Origin of the sequence: Thermotoga caldifontis AZM44c09, assembly GCF_000828655.1 — a bacterium.
In the GTDB taxonomy this organism is placed as follows: Bacteria; Thermotogota; Thermotogae; order Thermotogales; family DSM-5069; genus Pseudothermotoga_A; species Pseudothermotoga_A caldifontis.
In genome coordinates this window covers 803,798-819,878 of record NZ_AP014509.1, presented here as the reverse complement: position 1 = coordinate 819,878, position 16,081 = coordinate 803,798, and the positions used below count along the sequence as shown (strand labels likewise).

Here is a 16,081-nt window from a genome sequence, read left to right as displayed (position 1 = left end):
TATCACCCCTTGCTGCTTGTCAAAACTTCTGCCCCATCTTCTCGTACGAGCACTGTGTGTTCGAAGTGCGCGCTCCTTTTTCCGTCGGCCATGACCACAGTCCAACCATCGTCGAGCAGAACTGTTTTGTAGTCTCCCTCACACGCCATCACTTCTATCGCTAAAGTCATCCCGGGAACGAGCGCGATCCCCGTGCCAGGTTTGCCGTAGTTCGGCACCTCGGGTTCTTCGTGCAACTGTTTCCCAACTCCATGTCCTACGTAGTCCCTTATGACGTTGAAACCTGCAGCTTCCACAACGCTTTGGATTGCGTAAGATATATCGCCAACTCTGTAACCCTTCCTCGCGAAAGAGATGGCCTTTTCTAAAGCCTGTTTCGTTGTATCCACCAACTTTCTCGCAATCTCGTCAACCTCGCCAACACAGTAGGTCTTCGCGCCGTCACCGTAATAACCTTCGTAGATTGCTCCAACGTCCACAGAAACTACGTCTCCCCGTTTAAAAACTTTCTTCTTCAAAGGTGCTCCGTGCAAGATCTCCTCGTTGATCGACACACAAGTTGCGTACTTGTATCCCCTGTAACCTTTGAAAGCCGGCTTGACCTTGAGTTCCCTGAACGCCTTATTCACAAAGTCCTCCACATCAGCTGCCGTAGCACCTTCCACAACGATTTTTTCGATCTCATCGAGGACTAATGCTACAGCTCTGCACGCAACTCTCATTCTTTCGATCTCCTGCGGCGATTTGATCCTGATCAAGTTCTCACCTTTCCGAGCAGTTTCATGACCTTTTCGACGACGATTCGATGGTCTTCTTCAGCATCGACCTCTATCAGAACGTTTTTGCTCCTGTAGTAATCGATCAAAGGAGCCGTCAGGCTGCTGTAAACTTTGAACCTGTTTCTGACAACATCCTCTCTATCGTCGTCGCGCTGGATCAACTTGATACCACAGTCGTCACAGGTCTCGTCGTTCTTCGGAGGCATCGACAACAAGTTATAAATTTTGCCGCACTTGGGGCAAATCCTTCTGCTCGTCAATCTCCTGACCGCGACATCTTCACTCACTTTCAAGTAGATTACTGCGTCGATTTTCTGACCCATTTCTTTCAGCATCTCGTCGAAGGCATGTGCCTGCTGGACTGTACGTGGATATCCGTCGAATATGAAACCATTCCTGCAATCGGCTTTGGATATCCTTTCCTTCACCAGTTCGTTCACTATTTCGTCCGGCACGAGTGCACCCGACTTCATGATTTGCTCGACTCGCTTACCCAACTCTGACCCAGACGCAACGGCTTCCCTGAACATATCGCCTGTTGAAATGTGAGGTACACCTATTAGTTTGACCAAATCCTTTGCCAGTGTACCTTTCCCAGCTCCGGGCGCACCGAGCAGAACGATCCTCATTCATTTCAACCCTTTCTTGACGAACCCTTCGTAATGCCTCATGATCATGTGGGCTTCCATTTGCTGCACCACATCGAGTGCGACACCGACTGCTATCAGCGTAGACGTGCCACCAATGACGATGTTGACTCTGGTGACCGCTTCGACAAAATGTGGCAGCAACGCTATAACTACCAGGAACACAGCCCCTAAGAACGTGACTCTGTTCAAAACGCGCTGGATGTATTCCTCTGTGGGCTTTCCCGGCCGAATACCGGGTATGAATCCACCATATTTTCTCACATTTTCGGACACTTCGTGCGGATCGAAGACAACAACACTGTAAAAGTATGTGAAAAAGAACACCAACAGACCGTAAAGTATTATGTACAGGGCGTTGCCTGCGGAAAAGATGGTTCGAAGCCACTGAACGCCCGTCATCTCAGCGATCGCTGCCGGGATCATCACTATGGCACTGGCGAATATTATCGGTATCACACCACCCTGGTTCACCTTGATCGGAATATAAGTGGAAGCGCCACCGTAGATGCGTCTTCCAACGACACGCGTCGCGTACTGTATCGTGATCCTTCGCTCCGCCTGCTGAACGTATATGATACCCGCAACCGTTATGACAGCTATTGCGATCAGAAAGATCCAACCGAACAGGTTCAAATTCCCGAGCAAGACCCTTCCGAAGTAGCTGGGATATCTGGCAACGATCCCAGCAAAGATCAAAACCGAAATACCGTTGCCTATGCCCTTCTCCGTGATTCTATCTCCCAACCAGAGAAGGAACATGGTACCGGCCAGCATCGAAATGGTGGAGATCAACACGAACACCATGGGATTGAGGCCGTAAGCAACTATGTCGGGGCTCTGTCTCACCAAGCTGAACGAGACGACGAAAGACTGGAACGCACCAAGCGCGATCGTCAAGTTGCGCGTGTACTTGGCAAATTTCTTTCTACCTTCCTCGCCCTCTCTCAACATATCACGCAACTTGGTTATGACAGAAGAGAGCAACTGCAAAACTATGGAGGCATTTATGTACGGAGTAACACTCATCGCGAAGATCGAAAAATTCTCCAAAGCTCCACCGGTGAACACATCGTAGAAACTGATGATACCCCCTGCGGTCCCTGCGAAGCGTTTGAACGCTTCTGCCCACGCCTGAATGTTGATGCCAGGTACTGGAATATAGACACCGAGTCTGAAGACGATCAGGATCAGGATGGTGAAAACTATTCTGTCGCGTAGCTCGGGTATCTTGAACGCATTCCGAAGGGCTTTCCACACATTAGATCACCTCTGCCCTTCCCCCGACCGCTTCTATAGCCTTTTTCGCGCTCTCACTGAATGCGTGGGCTTTCACAATCAGGGGTTTCGTCAGTTCACCGTCTCCCAGGATTTTCACACCGTCTTTCAGCTTTTTCACCACACCGAGCTGGATCAGCTTTTCCGGTGTAACTTCTTCGTTGGCTTCGAACTTTTCTTCGAGCGTTCTCAAGTTCACTACGGCATAGTCCTTGTGGACGAAACTCTTGAACCCAACTTTCGGCAGCCTTCTGTGCAAAGGTGTCTGTCCACCTTCATGCCACGGATGAACCTTTCCTGTGCCCCTGGCCTTTTGACCTTTGTGACCCCTACCAGACGTCTTGCCGTGACCAGAACCTATGCCTCTACCAACCCTCTTGGGTTTTTTCACCGAACCGGGTGTGGGCTTGAGATCTTCGAGTCTCAACGCCATGTTTCATTCCTCCTCCGAAATCTCTTCAACTTTAACTAAGTGTCTAACTTTCTCGAGCATACCGAGTATCTGTGGTGTCTTTGGTTTAACCACCCTGTCGTGCAGTTTCCTCAGTCCGAGTGCCTTCAGCGTTGCTCTCTGATCGTACTTGTAACCAATTGGACTCTTGATGAGTTCCACGACGAGCTTCACCACAGCTCAAGCCCCCTTCTTCGCACCATAAATGACCTGACTCACACTCAGATCTCTCAATTTTGCAGCTTTGTCTGGCGGAACGAGACTCTTCAAGGCCTTTATGGTGGCCAATGCCAGATTCACTGGATTCGTTGAACCCAGTGCCTTGGTGAGCACGTTCTGAATGCCCGCGAGCTCGACAACGGCTCTCACAACTGACCCAGCTATGATTCCCGTACCTGGTGCGGCAGGTTTGAGCAAAACAACAGATGCATCCTGTTTTGCGGTGACCTCGTGCGGTATCGTACCTCTGTAGATCGGAACATCGATCAAGGACGAACGAGCTGCACTCAACGCTTTTCTCATGGCATCTGGCACTTCTCGCGCTTTTCCTATCCCGATGCCCACTTTACCTTTTCTGTTTCCTACTACAGCCAGAACCCTGAAGCTGAGAGTTTTTCCACCTTTTGTGACCTTAGCTGTTCTTCTTATCTCAATGATACGCTCCTCAAACTCCTCGGATTCTTTCTTTATAATTTCTTCTTCCAGTATTTCATCCACCATTCTTCACACCTCCTCAGAATTCCAATCCCGCTTCCCTTGCCGCATCGGCCAGTGCTTTGATCCTGCCGTGGTATTTGAAACCACCACGATCGAAGACGACCTTTTTGATACCCAAGCTCAGTGCGCGCTGAGCTATCAGTCTTCCCACTTCTTTTGCTGCTTCAACGTTGTAAGTCTTTACGAGCTTCCCACGGAGTTCTTTGTCCAGTGTGGAAGCTGCGACGAGTGTGTGACCTTTCGTATCGTCAATTATTTGCGCATAGATGTGCTTTTCACTTCTGAAGACGGCCAAACGAGGCCTCTCTGGTGTACCCTTGATCTTTTTTCTGATTCTGAGATGCCTTCTGATCCTCTTCAGGTTTCGATCCTCTCTCTTTATCACGTCAAATGCCCCCTTTATGCTTTCTTACCTTCTTTTCTCCTCACCACTTCATCTTTGTACTTGATACCCTTACCTGTGTAGACATTGACTTCCCTGTAAGATCTGATCGTCGCGGCGAATTGACCAACTTTCTGTTTGTCTGCTCCCCTTACAACGATGAGGTTCGGCGATGGTGTCTCAACACTCACACCTGCCGGTGCCTCAAGGACGACCGGATGCGTGTAACCAACCTGCAAAGTCAATTTGTTTCCCTGTGCCTGTGCCCTGTAACCAACCCCTATGATTTCGAGTTGCTTTTCGAAGCCGCTCGTCACACCAACGATCATGTTCCTTATCAACGACCAGTAGGTACCCTGGAACATTTTCAAAACTCTTCTGAAAGATCTCCTCACCAATTTCTCCTCGTTCTGTCTAACCCAGATCTTGCCGTCTTCTATTTCAACCTTCACGTATGGGGATAACTTCTGTGATAACGTTCCCTTGGGTCCTTTAACTGTTATCGTGTCCGCTTCTAACTGAACGTTGACACCGGCTGGTATCGATATCGGTTTCTTTGCGAGCTTGGACATGGTCTTCACCTCCTCACCAGATGTAGGCGATGACTTCTCCACCGACTCCGAGTTCCCTGGCTTCCTTGTCGGTCATGACACCTTTCGAAGTCGTTAGTATCGCTATGCCGAGCCCATTTTTGACCTTTGGCAACTCGTCCTTCGTAACGTAAATTCTCCTTCCGGGTTTCGAGACCCTCACAATCCCGTGGATCACTCTTTCACGGTTTTTCCGAAGACCCTTGTACTTCATGTGTATTCTCAGGATGCCCTGTTTACCATCTTCGATGTACTTGTAATCTTGGATGAAGCCTTCACGCTTCAGTATCTCACAGATCGCGCGCTTCAAATTCGAAGCTGGCACATCAACGTACTCCTTGAATACAATGTTCGCGTTTCTGATTCGCGTGAGCATATCGGCTATCGGATCACTCCACATCGTTCTCCCTCCTCTTCACCAACTTGCCTTCCTGACACCCGGGAGCTTACCTTCCAGCGCCATCTTCCTGAAGCAGACTCTGCACAGACCGAATTCCCTGTAAACAGACTTGGCCCTTCCGCACATGACGCACCTTGTGTATTCGCGAACTTTGAATTTCTTCGGTTTCTTCCATCTTTCTATCAATCCTTTTCTTGGCATCCTTATCTCCTCCTCACTTTCTGAAAGGCAGTCCAAGCAGTTCTAAAAGCCTTTTCGCTTCCCTGTCGGTCTTGGCCGTCGTGACTATAGTGATGTCCATACCCTGAACTCTCGTCGCCTGGTCAGGTGTTATTTCAGGGAAAACGAATTGTTCGCTCAAGCCGAAACTGTAGTTACCCCTACCGTCGAAAGAATCAGGGTTCAACCCTCGAAAGTCCCTGACTTTCGGCAGGGCTATGTTGGCAAGTTTGTAAAGAAAGTTCCACATTCTCAAACCACGAAGCGTTACCTTGAGCCCTATGTTCATACCCTTTCTTATTTTGAAGTTCGAGATGCTCTTCTTGGCTTTTGTAATAACGGGCTTCTGACCGGTGATGGCCGCCAACTCGTTCATGTGTTTCATAAGCAGATCAGAGTTTCGAGCACCCTCACCGATGCCCATGTTTATAACGATCTTTTCTAATCTTGGAACCTGGTGAATGTTTTTGTATCCAAACTCTTTCATCAGTATGGGAACTACTTCCTTTTCATATTTTTCTTTCAAAGGTACATACTGTGCCATTTTTGGATTCCTCCTCACACCTTATCGATGATCTCGCCACATTTTTTGCAGAATCTAACCTTTGTTCCGTCCTCCAGGAATTTCATGCCGACGCGCGTTGGTCTGTCACAGTTCGGACACACAACCATGACCTTGCAAGCATAAATTGGTGCTTCCCTTTCTATGATGCCTCCTTCCCTCAGCTGGGGTATTGGCCTCTGATGCTTTTTAACTATGTTGACTCCCTGGACTATGACCTTGTTCTCTTTCGGTATCACTTTGAGAACTTTTCCTCTCTTACCCTTGTCCTTACCTGAAATGACTTGAACCAGATCATCTCGTTTTATTCGCATCTTCTTTTCACCTCTCAGAGGACCTCTGGTGCCAGAGATATGATCTTCATGTAACCCTTCTCACGAATCTCTCTGGCTACCGGCCCGAAGACACGTGTCCCTCTGGGTTCATTGAACTTGTCGAGCAGAACCGCTGCATTGTCATCAAACCTTATATAACTTCCATCCGGTCTCCTTATGGGCCTCTTTGTTCGGACTATCACCGCTTTGACGATTTCACCTTTTTTGATGCCAGTGTTTGGTACGACATCCCTGACAGAACACACAACGATGTCACCCACCGTTCCGTATTTCTTGTGATGACCTCCGAGGACCCTTATGACCCTCAAAACTTTTGCACCCGAGTTGTCCGCGACGTTGAGATAACTTTCCGTCTGGATCATGCCTGATCACTCTCCTCAATCTCGGGCATTTTTTCAACTTGAAACGCTCGCTGGAGTATCTCAACAACTCTCCATCTTTTCGTCTTACTCAACGGTCGCGTTTCCTCTATGAGTACAACATCGCCGACTTTGCATTCGTTGCGCTCATCATGGGCATGGTACTTCTTCGAGCGCTCGATGTGCTTCTTATAAACGGGGTGTTCGAATCTCCTTGTAACCTTCACAACCACGGTTTTATCCATCTTGTCACTGACCACAACACCTATCAAACGTTTTCTCGGCATCGTTCATTACCTCCTTATTCCGAGCTCTCGTTCACGGAGTATTGTCTTGATCCTCGCTATGTCTCTTTTGGTCTCTTCAATTAGAGAAGTGTTTCTCAGCTGGCCCATCGCGTGCTGAAATCTCAACTCCATGAGCTGCCTCTTCTTTTCTTCCAAGAGCTTTTTCAATTCTTCGTCGCTGTAGTTTCTGATTTCTGCCACTTTCATACTGCTTCACCCCCGAAGGAGGTCCTGGAAACTATCTTGGTAGGTATCGGTAACTTGGACGCAGCGTATTCGAGGGCTTCCCTGGCCGTTTGCTCATCCACACCGGCGATCTCGTATATGATTTTTCCAGGCTTGACCGGGCAAACCCAGCCTTCAACGTTACCTTTTCCTTTACCCATCCTGGACTCGGCTGGTTTTTTCGTGTAAGGCTTGTCCGGGAAAACTCTGATCCAGAGTTTTCCACCTTTTTTCAAAACCCTCATGATTGCGATCCTGCCAGCCTCTATCTGCTGAGCAGTGAGCCACGAAGGAGCGAGTGCCTTCAAACCCCATTCACCAAAAGCGACAGTTGTTCCGCCTTTCGCATCACCTTTGAGCCGGCCTCGTTGTTGCTTTCTGTATTTGACCCTTTTGGGCATCAACATCTTCTTTCCCTCCCTGTTTCAAATCTGTGCATCACCCTTGTAAATCCAGACTTTGACGCCGATCGTACCGTATTTCGTCTCGGCCCTCGCCGTTCCATAATCTATGATTGCTTTAATCTTTTGGAGAGGCAACCTTCCTCTGAGGTACCACTCACGCCTTGCGATCTCTGCCCCAGCTAAGCGCCCCGAAACCATCGTTTTTATTCCCAAAGCGCCTTTTCTGATGGCGTCCGAAATGGCCCTCTTCATCGCACGCTTGTGCGAAGCTCTTTTCTCTATCCTTGTTGCGATACTTTCAGCGACAAGCTGTGCATCAAGCTCGGGCGTTTTTATTTCTTCCACATTCACAATTACGCGTCTGTTCAACTTCTTTTCCAGCTCTTCCCTCAATTTGCCGATCTCGGCACCCTTCTTTCCTATTATGACGCCAGGCCTTGCGGTCTTAATAATCACGGTCACAGTCTCGTTGTCAGGCCTCTCTATGAAAACTTCGCTTATGCCGGCTTGATTGTAAGTTGCCTTGATCAGCTTGCGTATTTCTTCGTCCTCTTTAAGCCACAACGCATAGTTCTTCTCGTTGAACCATCTTGCTTGCCATTCTGAAGTCATCCCCAGTCTGAATCCTCTTGGATGTGCTTTCTGACCCACCGTATCACCTCTCCAGATATCAGTCTTTGCTCTTCACTACTACAGTGATATGGCACATTCGCCTCTGTATTATATCCGCTCTTCCTCTACCACGTATCCAGATCCTCTTCATCCTTGGGCCATCGTCAACGACGCAATGCGAAACGTAGAGACTTTCTCTGCTGAGTTTCGCATTGTTCTCAGCGTTGGCCACAGCTGACGCCAGGACCTTTTCGACAATGCGTGCGGCTTTTTTTGGAGACATCTGTAGAATCTGGAACGCTTCATCCACACTCTTGCCTCTGATAGCGTTCACAACACACCGGGCCTTTCTGGGCGACAGTCTAACGTAGCGGGCAACAGCACGTGCTTCTTTCGTTTCGCTTTCCTGTTTCTGTCTGTGCTGGACAGATCTTTTTGGCCTTCTGATCTGACTCTGAGTATTCATGCGTTGTTCCCTCCTCACTTAACCTGGCCCTTGGAAGCTGCCTTCTTATCAGCGTGGCCTCCGAACCTTCTCGTGAGTGCGAACTCACCCAGTCTGTGACCGACCATGTTCTCTGTAATGTATATCGGGATGTGTTTCAAGCCATTGTGAACGGCTATCGTGTGGCCGACCATTTCCGGAACGATCGTGGAAGCCCTGCTCCAAGTCTTTATGATCTTTTTCTCCCCTGTTTCATTCAGCATCCTGATCTTTTTCAAAAGCTTTGGATCAACGTAAGGACCCTTCTTCTTAGATCGAGACACACGAACACCTCCTTCAGACTTCGTTGCGTCTGCGAACGATGAATCTGTCCGATGGCCTTCTGCCTCTTCTGGTCTTGTATCCTTTGCACGGCACTCCCCACGGTGTCACGGGGTGCTGACCCTTACCTCTACCTTCACCTCCACCCATCGGGTGGTCTACAGGGTTCATGACCATGCCTCTGACGTGTGGCCTTCTACCTTTCCAGCGCACTCTACCAGCTTTACCATCCACTTCGTTTTTGTGGTCTTCGTTACCAACGACACCGATCGTGGCATAACACTTTATGTGAATCTTTCGAAGTTCTCCGGAAGGCATTCTGAGTAGAGCATACTCGCCTTCTTTGGCCATCAACTGGCATGCGACACCTGCAGAACGCGCGATCTTTCCACCTGAACCCGGCCTGATCTCAACGTTGTGTATCATCGTTCCGAGTGGGATCTTTTCCAGCGGCAAAGCATTCCCAACCTTTATTTCTGCATCGGGACCAGACATCACAGTGTCCCCAACCTGCAAGCCATTCGGTGCGAGGATGTATCTTTTTTCTCCATCAGCGTACTGCAACAAAGCGATCCTCGCGGTTCTGTTAGGATCGTATTCGATGGCTACAACTCTCGCAGGGATACCTATCTTATCACGCTTGAAGTCGATGATCCTGTACCTTCTTTTGTGACCTCCCCCGCGGAACCTCACCGTCGTGTGACCATGATGGTTGCGGCCTCCTGTTTTCTTGATGGGTACGAGCAAAGATTTCTCAGGTTCTTCCTTCGTTATTTCGGCGAAGTCCGGTATAACCATGAATCTTCGACCTGGCGTGATCGGCTTGAATTTCTTTAGACCCATAGAAATTCACCTCTCATTGTTGAACCTCTAGTTCTTTGATAGTGTGGCCTTCTTTCAAGGTGACGATGGCTTTCTTCCACTGCCGTGTTCTGCCTTCGAACAGGCCTCGGCGTTTCGGTTTCGGTTTTACAAGCAGAATGTTGACCTTTTCAACTTTGACGTTGAACAACTTCTCGACGGCATCCTTCACCTGATTCTTGTTCGCCAGGAGATTGACCTCGAAGACGTATTTTCTGTCTTCCCTCGCAGACGTGGTTTTCTCTGTTACTATGGGGCGGATGATCACATCATAGGGTGTGAGCTTCTGCTGATTCATTTGAGCACCTCCTCGATCTTCATTACCACGTCTCTTGTCAGGACGAGTTTCTCGTGGTTGATGATATCGTAAACGTTCAGACCGTCTATTCTGACCTCACCCTTCTGAGAAGCACCTGTATTGTCAGCAATGATCGCCTTCACATCTTCAAGATTTCGACAGGCAAGTTTCACATTCTCATACTCCGGCTTCTTCCATGGCAAAACGAACAGAACCTTCTTTCCCGTAAGCTGGAGATCACTGAGCAGTTGTCGCATGTTCTTAGTCTTGGGTTCGTCGAACTTTATATCATCCACAACGATGAGATTACCTTCCCTGAAGCGCTGGGAAAGTGCCGATTTTATAGCCAACCTCTTCATTTTTTTCGGCAACTTTTTACTCCAGTCACGTGGCTTCGGACCGTGCGCGATTCCACCGTGCCTCCAAATAGGGGATCTGATGGATCCATGTCTTGCTCTACCCGTGTGCTTCTGGGGCCAAGGTTTCCTCCCGCCTCCGCTGACCTCCGCGCGAGTCTTGGTTGAAGCAGTTCCCGCGCGCCTTCTGGACAACTGATAATCGATGTAACGCCACATAACGTCGAGGTGCGGTTCGATATTGAATATCTCATCTTTTAACTCCTGAACACCGATCTTCTGTCCTTTCATGTTGTACAAATCAACGATGGCCATAAATCTGATTCCTCCTCAGCTTCATTTTCGGGTCTTCTTGGGACTCCTGATGAGCACCAAGCCACCCCTCGCTCCTGGAACAGAGCCCTTGACCGCTATGAGGTTGTTTTCAACATCGAGTTTCACAACTTCAAGGTTATGGATGGTCACCCTTTCGTTACCGTACCTTCCCGGCATCTTTTTGCCTTTGAAAATTTTCGCCGGTTCGGTGTGCTGTCCCAATGAACCTAACTCCCTGTGAAATTTCGATCCGTGAGTCTTCGGACCTCCTGCGAATCCCCATCTCTTCACAGCACCCGCAAAGCCTCTACCTTTGGTCCAACCGATCACATCGACCAGTTCTCCGGGTTGGAATATGTCAACTTTTATCACTTGTCCGATTTCGTACTTGTTGAGTTCCTCTTCACTTTCGAGTCTCATCTCTTTGAGGATTCGCAATGGTTTCAAGTTGGCCTTTTTGAAATGTCCTTCGAGAGGTTTGTTGACTTTCTTCACTTCCTCGAACCCCAGTTGTATCGCGCAATAACCATCCAATTGAGGGGTTTTCTTCTGCACGACATAGCATGGACCTGCCTTTATGACGGTCACAGGAACGACTTCGTTATCTTTGAACAGCTGAGTCATTCCAATTTTTCTCCCTATGATCATCTTCATGCTTCAGCACCTCCAAAGGTTCAGAGTTTGATCTCTACATCGACACCTGCTGGAAGGTTTATCTTCATCAGGGCGTCAATCGTCTTCGGAGACGGTTCTATTATGTCTATCAGTCGCTTGTGAACCCTTTTTTCAAACTGCTCACGCGAGTCCTTGTGCTTGTGTGGAGACCTAAGAACAACATAAAGGGTTCTTTCCGTTGGTAACGGTATAGGACCAGATATTTTCGCATTCGTGGACTTCGCAACCTCCACGATTTTCTTTGCAGATTCGTCGAGAATTTCGTGATCATATGCTTTCAGCTTTATTCTGATCTTCTGTCCTGGCATGAGTCTCGTTCCCTCCTCTTCGCTCAAAAGGTGGGGGCTGAGCCCCCACTCAGGATCACTCTATGATCTCTGCGACAACACCTGCTCCAACTGTTTTACCGCCTTCTCTTATAGCGAAGCGCATACCTTTTTCAATCGCGACCGGGTAGATCAGTTTTATCGTCAAAATCGCGTTGTCACCGGGCATGACCATTTCCGCGTTGTTGCCAAGCTCGACGATCTCACCCGTGACATCCGCTGTCCTAATGTAGAACTGTGGTCTGTAACCCTTCATGAACGGTGTGTGCCTTCCACCTTCTTCTTTCTTCAAAACGTACACGTTTGCTTTGAACGTTGTATGAGGCGTTATTGTACCAGGAGCCGCAAGAACCTGCCCGCGTTCTACTTCGTCCTTGTCAATACCCCTCAACAAGCATCCAACGTTGTCTCCTGCGATTCCTTCTTCGAGTTCTTTTCTGAACATTTCAACGCTCGTCACAACCGTCTTCTTTATTTCGTAGCTCATACCAATGATTTCCACTTCGTCACCAGGCCTGATACGTCCGCGCTCGATTCTTCCAGTGACAACTGTACCTCTTCCAGTGATGGAGAAAACGTCCTCTATTGCCATCAAGAACGGCTTGTCGACCTCGCGGACGGGCTCGGGAATGTAGTTGTCCAAGGCATCGAGCAGTTCCTGTATGGCTTTGTAAGCCGGATCGTTTGGATCGTTGGCTTCGAGTGCTTTCAGAGCGGAACCTCTGATGACTGGAACCTCATCGCCAGGGAACTCGTACTTGGTCAGCAGTTCTCTGACCTCCATTTCGACGAGATCGATCAGTTCAGGATCATCGACAGCGTCGACTTTGTTCAAGAAGACCACCATGTAAGGCACGTTCACTTGCCTTGCCAACAGGACGTGTTCACGTGTCTGTGGCATGGGTCCATCCGTCGCGGCAACGACGAGGATGGCTCCATCCATCTGTGCGGCACCGGTGATCATGTTCTTTATGTAGTCAGCGTGTCCGGGACAATCGATATGTGCATAGTGCCTCTTTTCCGTCTGGTATTCCACGTGAGTGATGTTGATCGTTATTCCTCTGGCCTTTTCTTCAGGCGCCTTATCGATCTGGTCGTACGGCACATAGGTTGCCAGACCCTTGAAAGACAAATACTTAGTGATCGCTGCTGTGAGTGTGGTTTTACCGTGGTCAATATGGCCTATGGTACCGACGTTGACGTGTGGCTTGGTTCTCACAAATTTTTCCTTAGCCATTCAAACTCCCTCCTTCACCTTTAAACAGCCTTCAAAAGCTTCTCGAGGATCCTATCTGGTATCTTCTCGTAGTGTGAAAATTGAGCAGTGTAGACCGCCCTACCCTGACTCAGGGATCTCAAAACTGTCGCGTAGCCGAACAGTTCGGACATCGGTGCCGTTGCCTTTATGATCTTGGTGTTGCCTCTCGTCTCGAGACCGTGTACGCTGGCTCTACGAGAACTCAAATCGGCTATGATGGAACCCAGATACTCTTCGGGTGTGATTATTTCCAAGCGCATGACCGGTTCCAGCAAGACAGGTTCACATTCTTTCATGGCATTCTTGAAGGCGAGACTCGCCGCAACTTTGAAAGCGATTTCCGAAGAGTCTACTTCATGATACGAGCCATCAATGAGTATGGCCCTTACTCCGATCATTGGATAACCGGCCACATAACCCATTTCCATGGCTTCGCGTATGCCCTGTTCTATCGCTGGTATGTACTCTTTCGGTATTGTACCACCAACTATGTTGTTGACGAATTCGAAATGTTTACCAGCTTCGTACGGAATGGGCTCGAACCTGACCACGACATGTCCGTACTGCCCTCTACCACCCGTCTGTCTTATGTACTTGCCCTCACCAATTCCGGCTCTGGTGATAGTCTCTCTGTAAGAAACCTGGGGTTTGCCAACTCTCACGTTCACGTTGAATTCTCTCTTCAACCTGTCAGTCACGATCTCCAGGTGTAACTCACCCATGCCAGAAAGTATAATCTGACCTGTTTCGTTGTCAACCCTGACCTTCAACGTCGGATCTTCTTCGCTCAGTGCTGTGACTGCGCGGACCATTTTTTCTTCTTCTTCCTTGGTAGCTGCCTCAATCGCGACGGATATGACGGGTTCAGGAAAGTTGAACCTCTCTATGAGTATCGGACGACTCTCGTCACAAAGTGTATCCCCTGTTGTCGTGCTTTTCAGTCCAATCACAGCGACTATGTCACCAGGTCTCGCAAACTCCACTTCTTCCCTCTTGTCCGCATGCATGAACATCAACCTTGAAACGCGCTCTTTCACATTCTTGGTTGAATTGTACACGTACGATCCTTTTTCAAGCCTTCCAGAATAGACGCGTAGATAAGTCAATTTGCCAACGTAGGGATCAACCTGGATCTTGAAAGCCAACGCCGTAAAGCCTGCTTCTTCCGATGGTACTATTTCTACTTCTTCTCCGTCTACAGTCTGGGCTTTCAATGGTGGTAAGTCCAGAGGCGATGGAAGGTAATCCACCACGGCATCCAGGAGAGGCTGGATCCCCTTGTTTCTTGCAGCCGCTCCGCAGAGTACGGGCACTATCTTGTTTGCGATGGTCAATCTTCTGATCGTTGCTTTCAGTTTCTCGATGGGTATTTCCTCATCTTCAAGATAAAGGTTCAGAATCTCTTCGTCCTCTTCGGCGAGCGTTGAGAGCATCTCTTCACGCCTGTCTTCAGCTTCACCCAGAAGGTACCCTGGAATGTCTTCTTCCACGTACTGGGACCCATCTTCGCTGATCCAGTATATAGCTTTCATCCTCAGAAGATCTATGACCCCAACGAATTCTTTTTCAGAACCGATCGGCATCTGTATTGGAAGTGGTTTGGCGTGGAGCTTCTCGATCAAACTTTTGACAGCCATATCGAAGTCGGCACCTATTTTATCCATCTTGTTCATGAACGCTATTCTCGGAACTCCGTATTTGTTTGCCTGCCGCCAGACAGTTTCACTCTGCGGTTCCACGCCAGCGGTTGCATCGAAGATGGCTATGGCACCGTCGAGAACCATCAGGGAGCGTTCAACCTCTATAGTGAAATCCACATGCCCGGGCGTATCAATCAGGTTTATCCTGTAACCTTTCCAGAAACACGTTGTTGCCGCCGCCTGTATCGTTATGCCCCTCTCCTTCTCCTGCTCCATCCAGTCGAGGGTCGCGGTTCCTTCATCCACACTACCAAGCACGTGCTTGCGGCCGGTGTAGTACAGAATGCGTTCAGACGTCGTCGTCTTACCGGCGTCTATGTGGGCCATTATTCCTATGTTACGGAGTTTCTCGAGAGGGACATACAACGCCTGAATCTCCAGCATGGGCTTTCCTTTCACCACCGCAGATGGGCAAACGCTCTGTTCGCCTCCGCCATCTTGTGCACATCTTCCTTCTTCTTGACAGCGGCTCCTGTCCCTTGGTATGAAGCTATCAATTCCTCAGCAAGCTTGATGTACATCGGTCTTCCCTTCTTTGCACGTGCTGCAGCGACTATCCAGCGCAGAGCCAGAGACGTCCTCCTTGGCTCCTGAACCTCGATTGGAACCTGGTAGGTCGCACCTCCGACGCGTCTGGGGCGAACCTCAAGCACTGGTCTGACGTTGTCGACAGCCTTTTGAAAGACTTCAAGTGGATCCTTACCCGTTTTTTCCCTTATGTAATCGAAGGCCTTGTACACGATCTTCTGGGCGACGGTCTTCTTACCATCCCACATGATCTTGTTGATCAGTTTTGCGACCAACACATCGTTGTAAACAGGATCTGGCGGAATCTTTCTGACTTCTGCTCGTCTTCTTCTCACGTTACCAACCTCCAACCGTCACTTCTTGGGCCTTTTAGCACCGTACTTACTTCTGGATTGTCTTCTGTTTTCAACACCTGCCGCGTCTAAGGCGCCCCTTATGATCTTGTACCTTATTCCAGGAAGGTCTTTAACCCTTCCGCCTCTCACGAGAACGACGGAGTGCTCCTGCAAGTTGTGACCGATGCCTGGTATGTACGCCGTTACCTCAACGCCGTTGGACAGTCTCACCCTCGCGATCTTTCTCAGAGCAGAGTTGGGTTTCTTCGGCGTCATCGTGGTAACACGTATACAGACACCGCGTTTCTGCGGGTTACCCATCAAAGCTGGTGCTTTTGACTTTTCTACCTTCCTCTCGCGGCCGAATCGGATCAACTGATTTATAGTCGGCATCGAAAACCTCCCTTCAACGACAC

General features: G+C 49.1%; 28 protein-coding genes. All 28 read right to left on the bottom strand.

The window, feature by feature from the left end; genetic code table 11:
• Positions 1 to 2: 2 nt before the first annotated feature.
• The 28 genes from map to rpsL are packed head-to-tail and all read right to left on the bottom strand — an operon-like array spanning position 3 to position 16,058.
• Positions 3 to 758 (bottom strand): type I methionyl aminopeptidase, encoded by a 756-nt coding sequence (map, locus tag TSP01S_RS04080; RefSeq protein WP_041076703.1) that lies wholly within the window; start codon positions 756 to 758, stop codon positions 3 to 5.
• Positions 755 to 1,408, bottom strand: a complete 654-nt coding sequence (locus TSP01S_RS04075) for an adenylate kinase (RefSeq protein WP_041076701.1) — start codon at positions 1,406 to 1,408, stop codon at positions 755 to 757. Before TSP01S_RS04075 ends, map begins: the two co-directional genes overlap by 4 nt.
• On the bottom strand, positions 1,409 to 2,686 hold the full coding sequence (gene secY, locus TSP01S_RS04070) for a preprotein translocase subunit SecY (RefSeq protein ID WP_041076699.1): 1,278 nt from the start codon (positions 2,684 to 2,686) through the stop codon (positions 1,409 to 1,411).
• 1 nt (position 2,687) lies between these two features.
• A complete protein-coding gene (gene rplO / locus TSP01S_RS04065) occupies positions 2,688 to 3,131 on the bottom strand; it encodes a 50S ribosomal protein L15 (protein WP_041078421.1) in 444 nt (147 codons plus the stop codon).
• A 9-nt stretch (positions 3,132 to 3,140) separates the two neighbouring features.
• Positions 3,141 to 3,332: a 50S ribosomal protein L30 gene (gene rpmD, locus TSP01S_RS04060; RefSeq protein WP_041076696.1), complete on the bottom strand. Its 192-nt coding sequence runs from the start codon at positions 3,330 to 3,332 to the stop codon at positions 3,141 to 3,143.
• A gap of 3 nt (positions 3,333 to 3,335) precedes the next feature.
• Complete coding sequence (rpsE, locus tag TSP01S_RS04055; protein ID WP_052463491.1) at positions 3,336 to 3,875, bottom strand: 30S ribosomal protein S5; 540 nt, start codon at positions 3,873 to 3,875, stop codon at positions 3,336 to 3,338.
• 13 nt (positions 3,876 to 3,888) lie between these two features.
• Positions 3,889 to 4,257: a 50S ribosomal protein L18 gene (gene rplR / locus TSP01S_RS04050; protein WP_041076694.1), complete on the bottom strand. Its 369-nt coding sequence runs from the start codon at positions 4,255 to 4,257 to the stop codon at positions 3,889 to 3,891.
• A 14-nt stretch (positions 4,258 to 4,271) separates the two neighbouring features.
• On the bottom strand, positions 4,272 to 4,826 hold the full coding sequence (gene rplF, locus TSP01S_RS04045) for a 50S ribosomal protein L6 (protein ID WP_041076692.1): 555 nt from the start codon (positions 4,824 to 4,826) through the stop codon (positions 4,272 to 4,274).
• A gap of 13 nt (positions 4,827 to 4,839) precedes the next feature.
• Positions 4,840 to 5,244, bottom strand: a complete 405-nt coding sequence (rpsH, locus tag TSP01S_RS04040) for a 30S ribosomal protein S8 (RefSeq protein ID WP_041076690.1) — start codon at positions 5,242 to 5,244, stop codon at positions 4,840 to 4,842.
• 15 nt (positions 5,245 to 5,259) lie between these two features.
• Positions 5,260 to 5,445, bottom strand: a complete 186-nt coding sequence (locus TSP01S_RS04035; protein ID WP_041076688.1) for a type Z 30S ribosomal protein S14 — start codon at positions 5,443 to 5,445, stop codon at positions 5,260 to 5,262.
• 13 nt (positions 5,446 to 5,458) lie between these two features.
• Entirely contained in the window at positions 5,459 to 6,007 is a 549-nt protein-coding gene (rplE, locus tag TSP01S_RS04030) for a 50S ribosomal protein L5 (RefSeq protein WP_041076687.1), read from the bottom strand.
• A 14-nt stretch (positions 6,008 to 6,021) separates the two neighbouring features.
• Positions 6,022 to 6,339 carry a 50S ribosomal protein L24 gene (gene rplX / locus TSP01S_RS04025; protein WP_041076685.1) on the bottom strand — a complete coding sequence of 106 codons (318 nt, stop codon included), beginning with the start codon at positions 6,337 to 6,339 and terminating at the stop codon, positions 6,022 to 6,024.
• 14 nt (positions 6,340 to 6,353) lie between these two features.
• Positions 6,354 to 6,722 (bottom strand): 50S ribosomal protein L14, encoded by a 369-nt coding sequence (gene rplN / locus TSP01S_RS04020; protein WP_041076683.1) that lies wholly within the window; start codon positions 6,720 to 6,722, stop codon positions 6,354 to 6,356.
• On the bottom strand, positions 6,719 to 7,006 hold the full coding sequence (gene rpsQ, locus TSP01S_RS04015; protein ID WP_041076681.1) for a 30S ribosomal protein S17: 288 nt from the start codon (positions 7,004 to 7,006) through the stop codon (positions 6,719 to 6,721). Before rpsQ ends, rplN begins: the two co-directional genes overlap by 4 nt.
• Before the next feature lie 6 nt (positions 7,007 to 7,012).
• Positions 7,013 to 7,213 (bottom strand): 50S ribosomal protein L29, encoded by a 201-nt coding sequence (gene rpmC / locus TSP01S_RS04010; RefSeq protein WP_041076679.1) that lies wholly within the window; start codon positions 7,211 to 7,213, stop codon positions 7,013 to 7,015.
• Positions 7,210 to 7,638: a 50S ribosomal protein L16 gene (rplP, locus tag TSP01S_RS04005; protein WP_041076676.1), complete on the bottom strand. Its 429-nt coding sequence runs from the start codon at positions 7,636 to 7,638 to the stop codon at positions 7,210 to 7,212. Before rplP ends, rpmC begins: the two co-directional genes overlap by 4 nt.
• Positions 7,639 to 7,656: 18 nt before the next feature.
• Positions 7,657 to 8,286 carry a 30S ribosomal protein S3 gene (rpsC, locus tag TSP01S_RS04000; RefSeq protein ID WP_041076675.1) on the bottom strand — a complete coding sequence of 210 codons (630 nt, stop codon included), beginning with the start codon at positions 8,284 to 8,286 and terminating at the stop codon, positions 7,657 to 7,659.
• Between the two features lie 19 nt (positions 8,287 to 8,305).
• Positions 8,306 to 8,713, bottom strand: a complete 408-nt coding sequence (gene rplV / locus TSP01S_RS03995) for a 50S ribosomal protein L22 (protein WP_041076672.1) — start codon at positions 8,711 to 8,713, stop codon at positions 8,306 to 8,308.
• Between the two features lie 14 nt (positions 8,714 to 8,727).
• Positions 8,728 to 9,015, bottom strand: a complete 288-nt coding sequence (gene rpsS, locus TSP01S_RS03990; RefSeq protein WP_031503245.1) for a 30S ribosomal protein S19 — start codon at positions 9,013 to 9,015, stop codon at positions 8,728 to 8,730.
• Between the two features lie 13 nt (positions 9,016 to 9,028).
• Positions 9,029 to 9,856 (bottom strand): 50S ribosomal protein L2, encoded by an 828-nt coding sequence (gene rplB, locus TSP01S_RS03985; protein WP_041076667.1) that lies wholly within the window; start codon positions 9,854 to 9,856, stop codon positions 9,029 to 9,031.
• A gap of 13 nt (positions 9,857 to 9,869) precedes the next feature.
• The gene (gene rplW, locus TSP01S_RS03980) at positions 9,870 to 10,172 is read right to left on the bottom strand and encodes a 50S ribosomal protein L23 (protein ID WP_041076665.1); all 303 of its coding nucleotides are present in this window, start codon (positions 10,170 to 10,172) and stop codon (positions 9,870 to 9,872) included.
• Complete coding sequence (gene rplD / locus TSP01S_RS03975; protein ID WP_041076662.1) at positions 10,169 to 10,843, bottom strand: 50S ribosomal protein L4; 675 nt, start codon at positions 10,841 to 10,843, stop codon at positions 10,169 to 10,171. Before rplD ends, rplW begins: the two co-directional genes overlap by 4 nt.
• A gap of 21 nt (positions 10,844 to 10,864) precedes the next feature.
• A complete protein-coding gene (gene rplC / locus TSP01S_RS03970) occupies positions 10,865 to 11,497 on the bottom strand; it encodes a 50S ribosomal protein L3 (protein WP_041076660.1) in 633 nt (210 codons plus the stop codon).
• Positions 11,498 to 11,517: 20 nt separating this feature from the next.
• Positions 11,518 to 11,826, bottom strand: a complete 309-nt coding sequence (gene rpsJ / locus TSP01S_RS03965) for a 30S ribosomal protein S10 (RefSeq protein WP_041078418.1) — start codon at positions 11,824 to 11,826, stop codon at positions 11,518 to 11,520.
• Positions 11,827 to 11,881: 55 nt separating this feature from the next.
• Positions 11,882 to 13,081 (bottom strand): elongation factor Tu, encoded by a 1,200-nt coding sequence (gene tuf / locus TSP01S_RS03960; RefSeq protein WP_041076658.1) that lies wholly within the window; start codon positions 13,079 to 13,081, stop codon positions 11,882 to 11,884.
• 20 nt (positions 13,082 to 13,101) lie between these two features.
• Positions 13,102 to 15,186, bottom strand: a complete 2,085-nt coding sequence (fusA, locus tag TSP01S_RS03955) for an elongation factor G (protein ID WP_041078416.1) — start codon at positions 15,184 to 15,186, stop codon at positions 13,102 to 13,104.
• Positions 15,187 to 15,197: 11 nt separating this feature from the next.
• Positions 15,198 to 15,665 carry a 30S ribosomal protein S7 gene (rpsG, locus tag TSP01S_RS03950; protein ID WP_041078414.1) on the bottom strand — a complete coding sequence of 156 codons (468 nt, stop codon included), beginning with the start codon at positions 15,663 to 15,665 and terminating at the stop codon, positions 15,198 to 15,200.
• An 18-nt stretch (positions 15,666 to 15,683) separates the two neighbouring features.
• A complete protein-coding gene (rpsL, locus tag TSP01S_RS03945) occupies positions 15,684 to 16,058 on the bottom strand; it encodes a 30S ribosomal protein S12 (RefSeq protein WP_041076657.1) in 375 nt (124 codons plus the stop codon).
• Positions 16,059 to 16,081: the final 23 nt, after the last annotated feature.